The sequence below is a fragment of the Microvirga sp. BSC39 genome (assembly GCF_000739015.1).
In the GTDB taxonomy this organism is placed as follows: domain Bacteria; phylum Pseudomonadota; class Alphaproteobacteria; order Rhizobiales; family Beijerinckiaceae; genus Microvirga.
Genome location: NZ_JPUG01000070.1, coordinates 41,459 through 58,762 on the forward strand (window position 1 = coordinate 41,459; position 17,304 = coordinate 58,762).

13 protein-coding genes are annotated in these 17,304 nt (G+C 65.4%); 8 read left to right on the forward strand and 5 right to left on the reverse strand.

Annotated features, from left to right (window positions below; genetic code table 11):
- The first annotated feature begins 239 nt into the window (after positions 1 to 239).
- From polA to MA07_RS17915, 4 genes are all read left to right on the forward strand, one after another.
- On the forward strand, positions 240 to 3,296 hold the full coding sequence (gene polA / locus MA07_RS17900; RefSeq protein ID WP_036354134.1) for a DNA polymerase I: 3,057 nt from the start codon (positions 240 to 242) through the stop codon (positions 3,294 to 3,296).
- An 8-nt stretch (positions 3,297 to 3,304) separates the two neighbouring features.
- Entirely contained in the window at positions 3,305 to 3,793 is a 489-nt protein-coding gene (locus tag MA07_RS17905) for a GNAT family N-acetyltransferase (protein ID WP_052003285.1), read from the forward strand.
- Between the two features lie 193 nt (positions 3,794 to 3,986).
- Positions 3,987 to 5,315: an adenylate/guanylate cyclase domain-containing protein gene (locus MA07_RS27940; protein WP_052003286.1), complete on the forward strand. Its 1,329-nt coding sequence runs from the start codon at positions 3,987 to 3,989 to the stop codon at positions 5,313 to 5,315.
- An 87-nt stretch (positions 5,316 to 5,402) separates the two neighbouring features.
- The gene (locus MA07_RS17915; RefSeq protein ID WP_036354136.1) at positions 5,403 to 5,687 is read left to right on the forward strand and encodes a hypothetical protein; all 285 of its coding nucleotides are present in this window, start codon (positions 5,403 to 5,405) and stop codon (positions 5,685 to 5,687) included.
- Positions 5,688 to 5,694: 7 nt separating this feature from the next.
- Here MA07_RS17915 and MA07_RS17920 read toward each other — a convergent pair whose 3' ends face one another.
- Positions 5,695 to 6,483: a class II glutamine amidotransferase gene (locus MA07_RS17920; RefSeq protein ID WP_036354139.1), complete on the reverse strand. Its 789-nt coding sequence runs from the start codon at positions 6,481 to 6,483 to the stop codon at positions 5,695 to 5,697.
- Between the two features lie 172 nt (positions 6,484 to 6,655).
- Here MA07_RS17920 and MA07_RS17925 point away from each other — a divergent pair, with 172 nt between their 5' ends.
- Positions 6,656 to 8,062, forward strand: a complete 1,407-nt coding sequence (locus MA07_RS17925; RefSeq protein WP_052003287.1) for a sodium:proton antiporter — start codon at positions 6,656 to 6,658, stop codon at positions 8,060 to 8,062.
- Between the two features lie 114 nt (positions 8,063 to 8,176).
- On the opposite strand, the gene MA07_RS17930 is transcribed toward MA07_RS17925, so the two are convergent.
- From MA07_RS17930 to MA07_RS17945, 4 genes are all read right to left on the reverse strand, one after another.
- A complete protein-coding gene (locus MA07_RS17930; RefSeq protein ID WP_036354142.1) occupies positions 8,177 to 9,271 on the reverse strand; it encodes an NAD(P)/FAD-dependent oxidoreductase in 1,095 nt (364 codons plus the stop codon).
- A gap of 103 nt (positions 9,272 to 9,374) precedes the next feature.
- The gene (gene ugpC, locus MA07_RS17935; RefSeq protein WP_036354145.1) at positions 9,375 to 10,430 is read right to left on the reverse strand and encodes a sn-glycerol-3-phosphate ABC transporter ATP-binding protein UgpC; all 1,056 of its coding nucleotides are present in this window, start codon (positions 10,428 to 10,430) and stop codon (positions 9,375 to 9,377) included.
- A gap of 111 nt (positions 10,431 to 10,541) precedes the next feature.
- Positions 10,542 to 11,999 (reverse strand): FAD-binding oxidoreductase, encoded by a 1,458-nt coding sequence (locus tag MA07_RS17940; protein WP_036354581.1) that lies wholly within the window; start codon positions 11,997 to 11,999, stop codon positions 10,542 to 10,544.
- A gap of 72 nt (positions 12,000 to 12,071) precedes the next feature.
- Complete coding sequence (locus tag MA07_RS17945; protein WP_036354147.1) at positions 12,072 to 13,682, reverse strand: phosphoenolpyruvate carboxykinase; 1,611 nt, start codon at positions 13,680 to 13,682, stop codon at positions 12,072 to 12,074.
- Between the two features lie 527 nt (positions 13,683 to 14,209).
- Between MA07_RS17945 and MA07_RS17950 the strand changes: the two genes are divergently transcribed.
- The 3 genes from MA07_RS17950 (at position 14,210) to MA07_RS17960 (ending at position 17,284) form a co-directional block, all read left to right on the forward strand.
- Positions 14,210 to 14,908 carry a response regulator transcription factor gene (locus MA07_RS17950; protein WP_036354150.1) on the forward strand — a complete coding sequence of 233 codons (699 nt, stop codon included), beginning with the start codon at positions 14,210 to 14,212 and terminating at the stop codon, positions 14,906 to 14,908.
- A gap of 70 nt (positions 14,909 to 14,978) precedes the next feature.
- The gene (locus tag MA07_RS17955; RefSeq protein ID WP_036354153.1) at positions 14,979 to 16,832 is read left to right on the forward strand and encodes a sensor histidine kinase; all 1,854 of its coding nucleotides are present in this window, start codon (positions 14,979 to 14,981) and stop codon (positions 16,830 to 16,832) included.
- Positions 16,829 to 17,284 carry an HPr kinase/phosphatase C-terminal domain-containing protein gene (locus MA07_RS17960; RefSeq protein WP_036354156.1) on the forward strand — a complete coding sequence of 152 codons (456 nt, stop codon included), beginning with the start codon at positions 16,829 to 16,831 and terminating at the stop codon, positions 17,282 to 17,284. Before MA07_RS17955 ends, MA07_RS17960 begins: the two co-directional genes overlap by 4 nt.
- Positions 17,285 to 17,304 lie beyond the last annotated feature (20 nt).

Consider the following 17,304-nt stretch of genomic DNA (forward strand, 5'->3'; position numbering starts at 1 on the left):
CCATCCGAACAATAACCTTACGGTATCCAAAAGATGAAGCAGACTCAGCAACTTATGGTCTGACCGGCTTCCAGGATCGTGAATCTTGACCCTTATCCTTTGCACTGCACTGGCGTCGCAAGTAAGCCTCCCCGCTTCAACATGCCCTAGGATCGTGCGCTCAAAGCCCCCTCCCATAGCCATCCGCCCCCGGAGCCGCTATTTCTTGCCTGTCACAGCCTCATAGCCCCCGAGACCCGATGCCCTCGTCCTCCCGTCCCGTCCAAGCCGGCGATCATGTGTTTCTCGTCGACGGCTCGTCCTTCATCTTCCGGGCCTATTTCCAGTCCATGAACCAGGACCAGAAGTACAATTCCCGGTCCTCGGACGGGATGCCTACGGGGGCCGTGCGGCTCTTCGTGTCCAAGCTCCTGCAGTTCATGCGCGACGGGGCGGCGGGGCTGAAGCCCACGCATCTGGCCATCGTGCTCGACAAGTCCGAGGGGTCGTTCCGCAAGGAACTCTACGAGGATTACAAGGGCCACCGGCCGGACGCGCCGGACGACCTCAAGGTCCAGATGCCGATCATGCGCGAGGCGATCCGCGCCTTCGGGCTCGAGCCGGTGGAGCTGCAGCGCTACGAGGCGGACGATCTCATCGCCACCTATACCCAGCAGGCGAAGGCGCGCGGGGCAGACGTGCTCATCATCTCGTCCGACAAGGACCTGATGCAGCTCGTGGGTCCCAAGGTTGCTTTCTACGATTTCGAGTCGGGCTCCAAGGGCAAGCCGGGCTACCGGCCCGAGCGCAACCTCGACGAGGCCGCCGTCACCGAGAAATGGGAGGGAATCCCGCCGGAGAAGATCGGCGACGTGCTGGCGCTGATGGGCGATACTTCCGACAACGTGCCGGGCGTGCCGGGCATCGGGTTGAAAACGGCAGCCCAGCTCATCAAGGAATACGGCGATCTCGAAACGCTGCTGGAGCGCGCGCCCGAGATCAAGCAGCCCAAGCGCCGCGAGAGCCTGATCGCCAACGCGGAGATCGCGCGCCTGTCCAAAAAGCTCGTGACGCTCGATTGCGAGGCTCCCGTTCCGGTGCCGCTCGACGACCTGCGCGTGCCGGACCCTGATCCGAAGACGCTCGTGGGCTTTCTCAAGGCCATGGAGTTCAACACGATCACGCGGCGCGTGGCGGAACTCTACGAGGCCGACCCCTCGGCGATCCCGCCCGACCCGCGCCTCATGCCCGGCGGCGAGGCAATCCGCTGGACCGGCAACGGCACCAGCGTGACGGCCCCCACCGATGATGCGGTGCCGTTCTTCGAGAATGCCGGCGCAGCCTCCGGCGAGGTCGACCCGTTCGCGGGTCTCGACCTGCCGGAGACCGCCACCTTGCGCAAGCCCGTCGAGGGCCTCGGCACGCCCTCGCAGCTGGCCGGAAAGCGCGCGACGGAAGCCTCTTCCGTGCCGATCGATGTGACGGCTTACGAGACCGTCACGAGCCTGGAGCGCCTGAAGGAATGGGTCGCACAAGCCCGCGAGCAGGGCTATGTGGCCGTCGACACAGAGACGAGCGATCTCGACGCGAACTTGGCCGATCTCGTGGGCTTCTCCCTGGCGCTGGCGCCCGGCAAGGCCTGCTACGTGCCGCTGCAGCACCGGGATGAATCCGATCTCTTCGGCGGCGGCCTCGTGAAGGGGCAGATCTCCGTCACCGACGCGCTCGACGCGATCCGCCCGATGCTGGAGGATTCGTCCGTCCTCAAGATCGGCCAGAACATGAAATACGACTGGATCGTGTTCAAGCGCCACCGCATCGAGGTGCACCCGTACGACGACACGATGCTGATCTCCTACGTGCTCGATGCAGGCAAGGGCTCGCACGGCATGGACGAGCTCTCGCGCCGGCATCTCGGCCACTCGCCGATCACCTTCTCGGATGTGGCCGGCACGGGCCGGAACAAGGTGACCTTCGACAAGGTCGAGATCGGCAAGGCCACGACCTATGCGGCCGAGGATGCGGACGTTACCCTGCGCCTCTGGCAGGTGCTAAAACCTCGGCTTGCAGCCGAGCGCCGCGCCACCGTCTACGAGACGCTGGAGCGTCCGATGGTCGACACGCTGGCCCGCATGGAGATGCGCGGCATCCTGGTCGATCGGCAGATCCTGAGCCGCCTGTCCGGCGATTTCGCCCAGACGCTGGCGCGCCTCGAGGACGAGATCCACGAGATGGCGGGCGAGAAGTTCTCCCTCGGCTCCCCGAAGCAGATCGGCGACATCCTGTTCGGCCGCATGGGCCTGCCCGGCGCGAAGAAGACCCCGTCCGGCCAATGGGCGACGCCCGCGACGCTCCTCGACGAACTGGCGCAGGCCGGACACGAGCTGCCCGCCAAGATCCTCGAATGGCGTCAGCTCTCGAAGCTGAAATCCACCTATACGGATACCCTGCAGGAGCACATGCATCCCGAGACCAAGCGGGTGCACACCTCATTCTCGCTGGCCTCCACCACGACGGGGCGTCTGTCCTCGTCGGATCCCAACCTGCAGAACATCCCGATCCGCACGGAAGCGGGCCGCAAGATCCGCAAGGCCTTCGTGGCGCAGGAAGGCCACAAGATCATCTCGGCGGATTACAGCCAGATCGAGCTGCGCCTGCTCGCGCATATCGCCGACATTCCGCAATTGCAGGAAGCCTTCGCCAACGGCGTCGACATTCATGCGGCGACCGCGTCCGCCATGTTCGGCGTCCCCCTCGACCAGATGACGTCGGATCTGCGCCGTCAGGCGAAGACCATCAATTTCGGCATCATCTACGGCATCTCGGCCTTCGGGCTCGCCGTGCGCCTGGGCATCGGCAACCAGGAGGCCTCAGCGTTCATCAAGCAGTATTTCGAGCGCTTCCCGGGCATCCGCACCTATATCGACGAGACGAAGAAATTCGTGCGCGAGAAGTCCTACGTGACCACGCTGTTCGGGCGCATCTGCCACTACCCGCAGATCAGGTCCGGCAACCCGTCCGAGCGCGCGGGCGTGGAGCGCCAGGCGATCAACGCGCCGATCCAGGGTACCGCCGCCGACATCATCCGCCGCGCCATGGTGCGCATGGAGGATGCGCTCAAGGCCGAGCGACTCTCCGCCCGCATGCTGCTGCAGGTGCACGACGAACTGGTGTTCGAGGTGCCGGACGACGAGGTTGAGGCGAGCCTGCCGGTGATCTCGCGCGTGATGACGGAAGCGCCGTTCCCGGCCGTGTCCCTCAAGGTGCCGCTGGCGGTGGATGCCCGGGCTGCGCAGAACTGGGACGAGGCGCATTAGAGCTCCTCATGGCAGCGTTCGAACTCAGCATCCGAAAAGCTGTCATCGAAGATGCCGAGGCGATCTTCACCTTCGTGGCCGGCCTGATCGACGATCATCTGCCCGGCCAGACACCCTGGACGTCGGCGGAGCGGATCAGGGCCGACGGCTTCGGTCCCGATCCTCTCTTCGAAGCATTCGTCGCAGAGCGAGATGCCAGACCTGTGGGTTTCGTTTCCTTCTTCCGCGGCTATGCAGGCTGGCGCGGCAAACCCATAGGCATCGTGCATGCGCTCTACGTGGTGCCGGAGGAGCGGCGCACGGGAGCAGCGCGGGCGTTGATGGCAGCCGTGGCGAGGGTCGCGTTGGATCGTGACTGGGTGCGCGTTGAACTCTTCGTCGAGGAGGAGCGGCCGGCCCTCCGCTTCTACGAGGCCATCGGCATGTACGATCTTCGCCACCGGCACATGAGGCTGGACGGTGAAGCACTCGTGCGGTTGGCCGACAACACGCTTTGACCGCTGGTCCGGACGCTTGCCACCTTCCTTGCCGCCTTCGCCACCATCGCGAAAGAATCCCGGATAGACCTCTTTCCTTCCTCTTCGGCAAGAGCTATATTGTAACATGAAAACAACGGGGCCTCATCTTGCCGGGATGCAGGGTACCATCGCAGCTTCGGTCTGAAGCCTTCATGCGCCGCAGAGTCCGCCCATGAAGCGGAAGGTGGCCGCCATTCTTGCTGCGGACATCGTGGGCTTCTCCCGGCTTGTCGCGGAAGATGAGGACGGAACGCTGCGGCAGCTCGCAGCCTACCGCAACGTTCTGGATGATTTCGTAGTCCATCATGGCGGACGCGTTTTCAACACCGCCGGCGATTCGATCATGTGCGAGTTCGACAGCGCCGTGAAGGCCACCCGTGCGGCCATCGACATCCAGGACTACATGCGGGCGCAGAACCTCACCTCCCCGCGGAACAGGCGGGTGCAGTTCCGCATCGGCATCTCGGTGGGCGAGGCGGTCGAGCGCCAGGGCGATCTGCTCGGGATGGCCGTCAATATTGCGGCCCGGCTGGAGACCCTGGCCGCGCCAGGGGGCATCTGCCTCTCGCGGGCCGTGCATGAGGCCGTCACCGGGCACATCGCCGTGCCCCTCGTCGACATCGGCGAGCGGCAGCTGAAGAACATTCCCTTCCCGGTCCATGCCTTCACGGTCGCGGGCCAGGATGCAGACATCCCGCCCGAGCCGCTGCGCTCTTCCATACGGTCCCGGGTGATGTCCGGGCTGTCGGTGGCAGGCGCCTGCCTGCTCATCCTCATCGGCGCGGGAGGATTTGCCTTCCATGACCAGCCGTCAAGGCCGATGGAGCGGCTTGCGGCAGAGGCCGGGTTGCTGTCTCCGGTCCGGCAGAGAGCTCAGATTCCTGTGCTGATCGCTGATCCGATCGAGGCGTTCTCAGGGCTGGCGCAAAGGGGTGGACAGATCGACGATCCGCACTCCGCCCCGGGCCTGTATCACAACGCCCTGCTCTTCGAGGCAAAGGGCGAGTCCATCGGGGCACACCGGGCGTACTACACCCTGGCCCGGATGGGCCTGGAATTCGTCGACCCGCATCTGCGCTATGCGGCACTGGTGCGGGCTCACGAGGGCCGGCTCATCGCCCGGCAGGTCTATGCCGAATTGAACGAGGATGTTCCAACCCGGGCCACCGCTCTCGTTCATGCCCTGCAGTTCGAGAGTGCGGAGCGGAGGGCAAGGCTGCAAGCCCTGATCGAGACGCACCCGGATTACGCGCCAGCCTACTTCTTCCTGGCCGAGGAGCATTCCGAGGATCGGGTCGGCAGCCTGCAAACCGCGCAGGACAGGCGCGTCGAGCAGGCGGCCCTGGCCGAGTTCCTGAAAGCCCATGAGGAGGGCCGCCTGATGCAGCTCTTTCTCGACCAGTCCGTCGCGGCCGACTGGATCGAAAAAGCCTACGATCGCCACGCAAGGCTGGCCCTGTCGGGCGAGAGCGTCTCGGCCCTGCCGATGTTCGAGCCATAGTTTCATCAGGCTGCCAACAATCGATTAAGACCTGGCCTCTAGGATCGCGCTCCCGCAACGACCCATCGATCCTGTGAGGAGCCGGCCATGAATGATGAAGCAGGCAGCGTCGCCTTTCGTCTCTGGCGCGACCGTGCGCAGCTGCGCGAGGAGGAGCGCAACGAGGCACTAGCCCGCCTTCGGATCGCTCACGAGAAGGTGGCGATTCTGATGGCGGAGAACGAGCGGCTCGAGGCCGAGAATGCCCGCCTTCGTGCCCTTCACGCGCCGGACGAGAGCATCACCCAGGCCGAGACGGATTTGCAGATGGAAGCCCTGAGAGGCGCGCTCCTGCCCTTGATCACCCAGCCCACGGGACGGCTGAACGCCTGAAGCCGCCTCACGCCGCCAGGCGGCCCATGGCCTCGTTCAGGCATTCCACGGCGACGGTGCCCCCCTTGGCCACGAGGCTGCAGCCCTTGGGCACCTCGCGCCATCCCTTCGTCTTGTCGTCGATGGGCTCGGAGACGACCAGCAGGTTGCCGTTGTCCTCGCGGAAATAGAGAGTCGGCGGCTTGGCATCGCAGGCCCAGCGATAGGCCCACAGGTTCTCGCCGTCCGTGAAGGCGGCGGTGAAGCGCAGGGGCTCCTGGATGCCGGCCTCGGTCATCAGGCCACGCACGGTTTTGAGCGTCCTGGCCATGGCCGTCACGGGCTCCTCCGCCAGACCATGGGCGAGGGCCATGAGGAAGATCGCCTCCGAATCCGTCGTGCCGAGGCGCCGGTCGTAAAGCTCGTCCGGGATCAGGGCTTCGAGGCGCCGCTTGATGCGCCCGTAGCCGCCGATCTGGCCGTTATGCATGAACAGATAGCGGCCATGGGTGAAGGGATGGCAGTTCGCCCGCGTGGTCGAGGTGCCGGTGGAGGCGCGCACATGGGCGAAGAAGAGCCCTGAGCGCACCTGCTCGCACAGGCTGCGCAGGTTCTCGTCGGACCAGGCGGGGCGGACCTCCCGGTAGACGCCGGGCTCCGGGCGCTCCCCGTACCAGCCGATGCCGAAGCCGTCCCCGTTCGTGCCGGTCTTGGCCTCGACCGCATGCAGCGACTGGTGCACCAGCGAATGGGCCGGGGCACAGACGAGTTCGTCGAGGAAGATCGGCTCCCCCCGGTAGGCGAGAAAGCGGCACATCGGCTCTGGCACCCCTGGCACGGCAAGGCTTTGTAACGATGTTGTACTATCTTTGACTTATGGTGAATAGCCGGTTAACGGCCACGCCGTTGCAGCCTCAAACCCGTTCCCCTAAAGCTGTTCTCAAATCCTGAAGAACGAGCCGGCCGCCGGCCGCTGGGGACCCATCCGCATGCTTCGCTTCTTAAGCCTGGTGCTTGCCGCCGCCCTGACCCTCCTGCCCCAGGTTGCCCTTGCGGCCGAATTCGACGGCGCGAGCCTCGGCTTCATCTGGGCCCTGCCCTTCGTGGGCATTCTGCTGTCGATTGCCCTCTTCCCGCTGCTGGCGCATCATTTCTGGGAGCATCACCAGGGTAAGATCGCGGCTTTCTGGGGGCTGCTGGTTCTGGTTCCCATGGCGCTTGCCTTCGGACCCACGGCGGCGATCCATGCCCTGGCCCACACGGCGCTGCTCGAATATATCCCGTTCATCCTGCTCCTGCTCGCCCTGTTCACGGTGGCGGGCGGCATCCTGGTGCGGGGCAACATCCATGGCGCGCCGGGCACCAACACTATCCTGCTCGGCATCGGAGCCGTGCTGGCGAGCTTCATCGGCACCACGGGCGCCTCCATGGTGATGATCCGCCCGGTAATGCGCGCCAACGACGACCGGCGGCACAACGTGCATGTGATCGTGTTCTTCATCTTCCTGGTGTCGAATATCGGCGGCTCGCTCACGCCGCTCGGCGACCCGCCGCTCTTCCTCGGCTTCCTGCGCGGCGTCGACTTCTTCTGGACCACCACGCACCTGTTCATGGAGACCGTGGTGGCCGCAGGCATCCTGCTCGCCCTGTTCTTCGTGGTCGATTTCGCGATCTACCGCCGGGAAGGCCGCGTGCGGCCGGATCCGACACCCGACAATCCGGTGCGCGTCATCGGCGGCTTCAACTTCCTGCTGATCTTCATCATCATCGCGGCGATCCTCATGAGCGCCACCACGGATCTCGGGCGGATCACGGTGCTCGGCACGGAAGTCGAGCTGGCGAATGCGTTGCGCGACCTCATCATGGTCGCCGTGACCATCATCTCGCTCAAGGTGACGCCGAAGGCGAACCGGGCCGAGAACGGCTTCGCCTGGGGGCCGATCAAGGAAGTGGCGAAGCTCTTCGCGGGCATCTTCATCGCCATCATTCCGGTGCTTGCCATGCTCAAGGCCGGCGCTGACGGAGCCTTCGCGCCGCTCGTCGCGCTGGTGTCCAACCCGGACGGCAGCCCCAGCAACGCGGCCTATTTCTGGCTCACCGGCGGCCTGTCGTCGTTCCTCGACAATGCCCCGACCTATCTCGTGTTCTTCGAACTGGCCGGCGGCAATCCGCAGCAGCTCATGACCACGGGCGCGCTGACGCTGGCTGCGATCTCGGCCGGCGCCGTGTTCATGGGCGCCAACTCCTATATCGGCAATGCGCCCAACTTCATGGTCTATGCGATCGCCCGCGAAGGCGGCGTGAAGATGCCGAGCTTCTTCGGCTACCTGCTCTGGTCGGGCGCCATCCTGGTCCCGGTGTTCCTGCTGCTGACGCTGCTGTTCTTCAGGGTCTGATACGCACCCGTCATCCCGGACGGCGACAGCCGATCCGGGATCGCAAGCCGGATGAGGCACCATTCTCGTCTCGCGATCCCGGGTTCCGCTCCGCGGCCCCGGGATGACGCCTTTCTATGAATTCAACCTCTCCGCCACATCCTCGGCGATCGACAGGCACGAGGTCAGCCCCGGGCTCTCGATGCCGAAGAGATGCACAAGCCCGGGGAGTCCATGCTCTGCCGGGCCGTCGATCATGAAGTCGGCGGCCTTCTCGCCCGGCCCGGTGAGCTTGGGGCGGATGCCGGAATAGTCCGGCACCAGCGCACCGTCGGGCAGGCCCGGCCAGTAGCGGCGGATGGAGGCATAGAAGCTCTCGGCCCGGCGAGGAGCGACCTCGTATTCCTCCCTGTCGATCCATTCCACGTCGGGACCGAAGCGCATGCGCCCGGCAAGATCCAGGGTCACGTGGGTGCCTAAGCCCCCGTCGACGGGCGCTGGATAGATCAGGCGCGAAAAGGCGGGCTTGCCGAGGCAGCCGAAGTAATTGCCTTTGGCGAGAACGAGCGGCGGCACGCGCTCCGTCGCATAATCCTCGGTCAAGCGGGCGAGCGCCTGCGCCCCGAGGCCCGCTGCGTTGACGACGGCATCGACCGCAATCTCCGTTGCTTCCGCGCCGCCGACCTGCACGTTCCAGCCCGTGCCGCTGCGTGCGATGCGCTCGACCGGCGCATGGAAGGCGATGACGCCGCCGGCATCCTCCAGATCGCCCTGGAGCGCGAGCATCAGCGCATGGCTGTCGATGATGCCGGTCTCGCCCGACAGGACTGCGCCGGTGCAGGAGAGGTTCGGCTCCAGCGCCCGCGCCTCTTCGCCGGTCAGGAACGAGAGGCCCTCGACGTAGTTCGCCAGCCCCTGCTGGTAGATACCTTCGATCTTGGCCTGTTCAAGATCGTTGGTGGCGACTATGAGCTTGCCGCACTTCGCATGCGGCACGCCGTGGCTTTCGCAGAAGGCATAGAGCCTGCGGCGCCCCTCGACGCAGTGGCGGGCGCGCAGGGAGCCTGAAGGATAATACATCCCGGCATGGATCACCTCGCTGTTGCGCGAGGAAACGCCGTTGCCGATGCCGCCCGTGGATTCCGCGACGATCACGCTGTGGCCGCGCAGGGCAAGCGCCCGTGCGATTGCGAGACCCACCACTCCTGCTCCAATGACCAGAACGTCTATAGCGGCCTCCCGTCGCTGCCGGACACATCATTCTGCGGCATACAATGGAGAGCCGCGTTCAACCAGAGACGCTGCCTCAGTCCAGGGTTGAACGTGCTGCGGATCAGAGGCGCTGACCCGTCCGCTCGTCGAAGAGATGCACGAGCTTCGGATCCGGCGTGATGCGGATCTGCTGGCCGGGCTTGGCGTCGACGCGCTCGCGGAACACGCCCACCACATCGGTGCCGGCGAGCCTGGCGAAAACCTGAGTCTCCGATCCGGTGGGCTCGACGACGGCGACTTCGGCCGGCAGGCCGTTGACATCGTCGAGCATGAAATGCTCCGGCCGGATGCCGTAGACGACGGGCTGCCCGTCAGAGGCGACCGGCGTGTGAGCGACCGGAAAAGCGGTGCCGTCCTCAGCAACGAAGCGGCCTCCCTGCAGATGGCCTTTCAGGAAGTTCATGGCGGGCGAACCGATGAAGCCTGCCACGAACAGGTTGGCCGGGCGGTCGTAGAGTTCGAGCGGCGCGCCGATCTGCTCGACCACGCCGTCGTGCATCACCACGATCTTGTCGGCCATGGTCATGGCCTCGATCTGGTCGTGGGTCACGTAGATCGTGGTGGTCTTGAGCCGCTGGTGCAGGGCCTTGATCTCCGTGCGCATGGCCACCCGCAGCTTGGCGTCGAGGTTGGAGAGCGGCTCGTCGAACAGGAAGACCTGCGGATCGCGCACGATGGCGCGGCCCATGGCGACGCGCTGGCGCTGGCCGCCGGAGAGCTGGCGCGGGTAGCGGTCGAGGAGCTTGGTCAGCCCGAGGATCTCGGCGGCGTGGTCGACCCGCTGCTTGATCTCGGCCTTCGACGCGCGCTTGAGCTTGAGGGAGAAGCCCATGTTGTCCGCCACCGTCATGTGGGGATAGAGCGCGTAGTTCTGGAACACCATGGCGATGTCGCGCTCTTTGGGCGGCACGTCGTTGACCACCCGTGGGCCGATGCGCAGCTCGCCGCCGGAGATGTTCTCCAGCCCGGCGATCATGCGCAGCAACGTGGACTTGCCGCAGCCGGACGGCCCGACGAGGGTGACGAACTCTCCGTCCTTGATGTCGAAGGACACCCCCTGGATGACCGATACGGCCCCGAAGTTCTTCTGGATGTTGTGAATCTCGACCGAGGCCACGGGGCTTCCTTCCCTATCGTCATTGGCCGGCACCCTCGAGCCCGGCTGCGTTATCCTAGGCACGGGCAGCAGCCGGTCAAGGCGGAACGGCCGGTTCTTCCCAGGCAGGTCTCAGGCCTGACCCGATCCAGGCAGACGGGACGGCAGGTCGGCCTCCGGTGCCAGAACCTTGCCGGGATTCAGGATGTTCTGGGGGTCGAGCGTTCTTTTCAGCGTCCGCATCAGGTCCAGGGCCACCGGATCCTTGTAGAGAGCAAGCTCGTCCCGCTTGATCAGCCCCACCCCGTGCTCGGCGGAGATCGAGCCGTTCATGCCATGCACGATGTCGTGGACGATGCGGTTGAACCGCTCCCACTGGTCCAGGAACGCCGCTTTCTCCATGGCGACGGGCTGGCTCAGGTTGAAGTGGATGTTGCCGTCGCCGAAATGCCCGAAGGCGCAGACGCGCACGCCGGGCAGCGCCGCCTCGCAGGCGCGGGTGGCCGTGACGATGAAGTCCGCCACCCGCGAGACCGGCACGGCGACATCGTGCTTGATCGACCCGCCTTCGAGCCTCTGCACATGGGACAGGCTTTCGCGCAGATGCCAGAGCGCATCGCCCTGCGCTTCGCTCGCGGCGATGACGGCGTCCTCGACGATGCCCGCCTCCAGCGCCTCACCCAGAACGGCCTCAAGCCGCTCGCGCAGGTCGATTGCGGCATCCGGCGACGACAGCTCGACCAGGGCATAGGCCTCGTGCTCGCCTGAAAGCGGACGGACAGCCCCTGCAGCGTGCTTGAGAACGATCTCCAGCGCGAAACGCGGCATGAACTCGAAGGCCGTCAGCTGATCGCCCGTGCGCCGGCGAAAGGTGTCGAAGAGGTCGAGCGCCGCATGGGGCGATGCGCAGCCGATGAAGGCCACCGTGCGGCTCTTCGGGCGCGGAAAGAGCTTGAGCACTGCCGCCGTGATGACCCCGAGCGTTCCTTCCGACCCGACGAAGAGGTTCTTCAGGTCGTAGCCCGTGTTGTCCTTGCGCAAACCTTTCAACCCGTTCCAGACCCGCCCGTCGGCCAGCACGACCTCGAGCCCCAGAACGAGATCGCGGGTATTGCCGTAGCGCAGCACGTTCACCCCGCCCGCATTCGTGGCGATGTTGCCGCCGATCCGGCACGAGCCCTCGGATGCGAGCGACAGGGGAAACAGGCAGTCGGCCTTCTCGGACTCGTCCTGCACCGATTTGAGGATGCAGCCGGCCTCGACCGTGATGGTGGCGTTGAACGGATCGACCTCGCGGATGCGGTCGAGGCGCGCGAGCGACAGGACAATGCCCTTGTGCGGCACACCGCCGCCGACGAGGCCTGTATTGCCGCCCTGCGGCACGATGGGGATTCCGGCCTTCGCGCATTCACGGACCACGAGGGCGACTTCCTCCGTGCTGCCGGGACGGACCACGGCCAGGGCGGTGCCGCGATAGAGCTTCCGCTCCTCGACGAGGTAGCTCTCCATGGCAGCGGCATCGCGGATGACATGCTGGCTGCCCAGGCGCGTGGACAATACGTCCAGAAGATCGGATCGAGGATCGGTCATCGGAAGCACCAAACGGAAAAGGCGGCCAGTGGCCGCCTTCTACACGATTTCAGGGGAGAGATAACTCCGGCTTCAGGCCGCGATCGAGGTCTGCGGCCCTGCGGAGCGCACATCGGAATCCACGTGCCCCTCGAAGCGCTTGAAGTTCTCGTTGAACATGTCAATCAGGCGCTTGGCGGTCTCGGCGAACTCCGCCTTGTTCTGCCAGGTCTTGACCGGATACAGGATGTGCGGCTCGACGCCGGGCACCGAGGTCGGCACCGCGAAGCCGAAATAGGGATCGCGGCGGAAATCCGCCCGGGAGAGCGAGCCGTCGAGCGCCGCGGTGAGCAGGCGGCGGGTGACGCGGATCGGCATGCGCCGGCCCACCCCGTACTTGCCGCCGGTCCAGCCGGTGTTCACGAGCCAGCAATCCACATGGTGCTTGGCGATGAGATCGCGCAGCAGGTTGCCGTAGACCGACGGATGACGCGGCATGAACGGCGCGCCGAAGCAGGTGGAGAAGGTGGCCTCCGGGTCCTTCACGCCCTTCTCCGTGCCGGCCACCTTGGCGGTGTAACCGGACAGGAAGTGGTACATGGCCTCTGCGGGCGTCAGCTTCGCGATGGGAGGCAGCACGCCGAAGGCGTCGCAGGTGAGCATCACGATGTTCTTCGGGATGCCCGCGCGGCCGGTGGCGCTCGCATTGGGGATGAAGTCGAGCGGGTAGGCGCAGCGCGTGTTCTCCGTCCGCGATGCATCGTCGAAATCGGGGATCCGCGTCGTCGGGTCGACGATCACGTTCTCCAGCACGGTGCCGAAGCGCTCGGTGGTGGCGAAGATCTCGGGCTCCGCCTCGCGGGAGAGGCGGATGGTCTTGGCGTAGCAGCCGCCCTCGAAGTTGAAGACGCCGTTCGGGGCCCAGCCATGCTCGTCGTCGCCGAGCAGGATGCGGTTCGGATCGTTGGACAGCGTGGTCTTGCCCGTGCCCGAGAGCCCGAAGAACACGGCCACATCACCCTCCTTGCCCACATTGGCGGAGCAGTGCATGGGCATGACATTCTGCGAAGGCAGCACGTAGTTGAGGTAGGTGAAGACCGACTTCTTCATCTCTCCCGCGTAGGACGTGCCGCCGATGAGGACGATCTTGCGCTTGAAGTCGCAGGCGATCACCGTCTCCGTGCGGCAGCCGTGCCGGGCCGGATCGGCCCTGAAGGACGGCAGGTCGATGATGGTGAGGCCGGGCACGTAGTCGGCGAGCTCGCCCTGCTCGGGACGGATCAGGAGATTGCGGATGAAGAGCGAGTGCCAGGCGAATTCCGTGAAGACCCGCGCCTTGACCCGGTAGCTTGGGTCGGCACCGCCGTAGAGGTCCTGGGCGAACAGCTCCTTGCCCTCGGCGTGGGCGAGGAAGTCCTGGAGCAGGGTGTCGAAATGGCCCGGGGTGATGGAGCCGTTGTTGTCCCACCAGACGGTGCTTTCCGTCGCGTCGTCCCGCACCACGAACTTGTCCTTGGGTGAGCGGCCCGTGTGGATGCCGGTCTCGGCCAGGAGCGCGCCGCCCTTCACGAGCTTGGTCTCAGCCCGGGTCAGGGACTGCTCGTAGAGTGCGGGCGCCTCGAGATTCCAGTAAACCCGTTTGAGGTTGCGGAGGCCAAAGGCCTCAGCGCCCTGCGCGCTGTTGAAGACGCCGATATTTTCCACGGAAGATGTCTCCTGATTGCCAGTCACCGCGCAGCCGGATGTGCCGCCGTCCGATGGCCGTCACATGGGGTGGATCAAACAATGCGGCCGAAACTTTGCCGTCTCGCTTGAACATAGAACCTTCTTTAGGTCAGCTGACGGGGCCGTCAACTCAAGCCGTTTCATTGCATTCTATTTTCGTCATAATCAGACGCCTGACAGCCCCATTTTCGGGGATTTACGGGCTTTGAGGGGAGTTCTTTCGTATGATTGACATGCTGCCCCGGCGGAAACTCCGGCTTTCCCAAGCTTGAGGCAGCGCTCCGCGCCGGGCCCCGAGAGAACCTGTCCGGTCGATAACAGGCCGTTCATCCCTGGTTGAAGCAGCTATTCCTAGACCCCACTATCAGGACCTCCCTGGTCACAGCCCGGGGGAAAACCATATTTATGCCACGAGAAAGGCGCAGTTGGGGACGTTTTAGGGCCTTCTGCGTTGTCACACGGGGCAAAAAGCCGACATTCGTCCGTGCCAAGCTAAGGAAGAGTTCATGCCAACGATCGCCCTTGTCGATGACGATCGCAACATCCTGACCTCTGTTTCCATCGCCCTCGAGGCGGAGGGCTACCGCATCCAGACCTACACGGACGGAGCGTCTGCCCTGGACGGGCTCAAGCACGCCCCGCCGGATCTGGCCATCTTCGACATCAAGATGCCGCGCATGGACGGCATGGAACTGCTGCGGCGGCTGCGGCAGAAATCGGACCTTCCGGTGATCTTCCTGACCTCGAAGGACGAGGAGATCGACGAGTTGTTCGGCCTCAAGATGGGCGCCGACGACTTCATCCGGAAGCCATTCTCGCAACGTCTCCTGGTCGAGCGCGTGAAGGCGGTGCTGCGCCGCTTCGCCCCCAAGGATCAGAGCGCCCCCAAGGAGGCCGACCCGAAGGCCCTGGAGCGCGGCCAGCTCAAGATGGACCCGGAGCGCCACGCCTGCACCTGGAAGGGCGAGCCCGTGACCCTGACCGTGACTGAGTTCCTCATCCTGCAGGCCCTCGCCACGCGCCCCGGGGTGGTGAAAAGCCGCAACGCGCTCATGGATGCGGCCTATGACGACCAGGTCTATGTGGACGACCGGACGATCGACAGCCACATCAAGCGCCTGCGCAAGAAGTTCAAGTCGGTTGACCAGAGTTTCGAAATGATCGAGACCCTCTACGGCGTGGGCTACCGCTTCAAGGAAGCCTGACGCTGAAAGCGCGAGCAACCTGGAAGGACCTTGGCCCGGTGCGCATCGGGTCATGGGTCAAGCGAGTGGCATGAAGGCTGACCCCATCCACGCCGAGGCGGGTTTCGACGATCCGCCTGCTCCACAGAGCACCCTGGAGCGGCTGAAGCAGTTCGGCCGCATGCTCGTGCAGCGTGCCTCATCCAGCCTGACGCGTCGGATCGTGGTGCTCAACCTGGCCGGGCTCGTGGCCCTGCTCGTCGGCTTCCTCTATCTCAACCAGTTCCGCGAAGGCCTCATCGAGGCCCGGGTGCAGAGCCTGCTCACCCAGGGTGAGATCATCGCCGGGGCGATCGCCGGCTCCGCCACCGTGGAAACCAACACCATCACCATCGATCCGGACCAGCTCCTGCAGATGCAGGCCGGAGAGACGGAGCGGTTCAACGACGAGGCGTTCTCCGCGCTAGAATTCTCGATCAACCCTGAGCGCGTCGCGCCTCTCCTGAGGCGGCTGGTGACACCGACAAAGACCCGTGCGCGCATCTTCGACCGCGAGGGCATGCTCCTCCTCGATTCGCGGTCGTTCTACTCCCGCGGTGACATCCTGCGCATGGATCTGCCGCCGGTGGCCACCATGGAAGACACGATGACCGCCATGGAGCGCACCTGGAACAGCATCCGCAAGATGTTCCGGCGCACCAAACGGCCGGTGCAGGAGGAAGCGGGACCGATCAACGGCAAGTCCTTGGCCGAAGTGCAGCAGGCCTATGCCGGCCAGCAGGCGAGCGAGGTGCGCGTCAACGCCCGGGGCGAGACCATCGTGTCGGTGGCCGTGCCGATCCAGCGCTTCCGCACGGTGCAGGGCGCGCTCCTGCTGTCGACCCAGGAAGGCGACATCGATGCCATCATCGCCTCCGAGCGTTTCGCCCTGCTCCAGGTCTTCCTGGTGGCTGCCGTGGTGATGATCGTGCTGTCGCTGTTCCTGGCCGGCGCCATCGCGGGCCCGGTGCGGCGCCTCGCTGAAGCCGCCGAGCGGGTGCGTTGGGGCACGAAATCGCGTCAGGAGATCCCCGATTTCACCAGTCGTGCCGACGAGATCGGCCACCTGTCGGGGGCGCTTCGCGACATGACCAAGGCCCTGTACAACCGCATCGACGCCATCGAGAGCTTCGCGGCGGACGTGGCGCACGAATTGAAGAACCCGCTGACCTCCCTGCGGAGCGCCGTGGAGACCCTGCCGCTTGCCCGCAGCGACGAGTCCCGCGGGCGGCTCCTCTCGATCATTCAGCACGACGTGAAGCGTCTCGACCGGCTGATCAGCGACATCTCGGATGCCTCGCGCCTCGATGCGGAGCTGGCCCGCGCCGATGCGGAGCCCGTGGACATGGCGCGCCTGCTCGAGGCCGTGGTGTCGGTGGCCAACGAGCGCCGCCAGGAGCACGATGCGCGCATCACCCTGACCATCGAGAACATGGCCAAGAACCGCGACGCCTTCCTGGTGCTCGGCCACGACAGCCGCTTGGGCCAGGTGTTCAACAACCTGCTCGACAACGCCCGATCCTTCTCGCCGCCTGACGAGGCCGTGAAGGTTTCCATGCGCCGACGCCGGAACGACGTGGAGATCCTGGTGGAGGACAGCGGGCCCGGCATCGAGCCCGAGGCTCTCGACCGCATCTTCGAGCGCTTCTACACCGACCGGCCCGAGCAGGGTTTCGGCCAGAACTCGGGTCTTGGCCTGTCCATCTCCCGCCAGATCATCGAGGCGCACCGGGGCACGATCCGAGCCGAGAACCGGCTTGGCGCGCCCGACGAGAGCGGCGAGCCCCGGCGTCTGGGGGCGCGCTTCGTCATCCGCCTTCCGGTCGAGGGCGCCAGGACCCGGATGGAGCAGGGCAGAAGGACCAAGGATCGCGACAGACGGGAGACGGGAAGGAACGGGCCGTGAGCGACCGGGAGACCATCCATGCCGGCTGCGTGCTCATCGGGGAAGCCGGCCTCCTGATCCGGGGCGCATCGGGTTCCGGCAAGTCGACGCTCGCCCGCGAGGTGGTGTCCCGTGCCGTCCAGGTGGGCCGTTTCGGGCGCCTCGTCAGCGACGACCGGACCAGGATCGAAGCCCGGCACGGCCGTCTTGTCGCCCAGCCGGTCGAGCCGCTCGACGGCTGCATCGAGGTGTTCGGCCTCGGGATCGTCCGGCAATCCCACGAGCCGGCGGCCGTCATCCGCCTCGTGATCGATCTTTGCGAGGATCTGCCGCGCTACCCGGACGAGCGGGACGGGCATGTCGCCCTCTGCGGCGTCATGGTCCCTCGCATTCGCATGCAAGCAGGAGCAGTCTCTGCGGACATCGCTGTAGCCTGCCTGAGTGGTGTTTGCGACACGGTCGTGACACTGTGATGAACTTTTGCTCTGATTGC

Excerpts from the sequence above, each read along its gene's own strand:
- MA07_RS17955 (WP_036354153.1), top strand. The coding sequence starts at position 14,979 with ATGAAGGCTGACCCCATCCACGCCGAGGCGGGTTTCGACGATCCGCCT.
- MA07_RS27940 (WP_052003286.1), top strand. The coding sequence starts at position 3,987 with ATGAAGCGGAAGGTGGCCGCCATTCTTGCTGCGGACATCGTGGGCTTC.
- MA07_RS17905 (WP_052003285.1), top strand. The coding sequence starts at position 3,305 with ATGGCAGCGTTCGAACTCAGCATCCGAAAAGCTGTCATCGAAGATGCC.
- MA07_RS17950 (WP_036354150.1), top strand. The coding sequence starts at position 14,210 with ATGCCAACGATCGCCCTTGTCGATGACGATCGCAACATCCTGACCTCT.
- MA07_RS17925 (WP_052003287.1), top strand. The coding sequence starts at position 6,656 with ATGCTTCGCTTCTTAAGCCTGGTGCTTGCCGCCGCCCTGACCCTCCTG.
- MA07_RS17940 (WP_036354581.1), bottom strand. The coding sequence starts at position 11,999 with ATGACCGATCCTCGATCCGATCTTCTGGACGTATTGTCCACGCGCCTG.
- MA07_RS17920 (WP_036354139.1), bottom strand. The coding sequence starts at position 6,483 with ATGTGCCGCTTTCTCGCCTACCGGGGGGAGCCGATCTTCCTCGACGAA.
- MA07_RS17915 (WP_036354136.1), top strand. The coding sequence starts at position 5,403 with ATGAATGATGAAGCAGGCAGCGTCGCCTTTCGTCTCTGGCGCGACCGT.
- polA (WP_036354134.1), top strand. The coding sequence starts at position 240 with ATGCCCTCGTCCTCCCGTCCCGTCCAAGCCGGCGATCATGTGTTTCTC.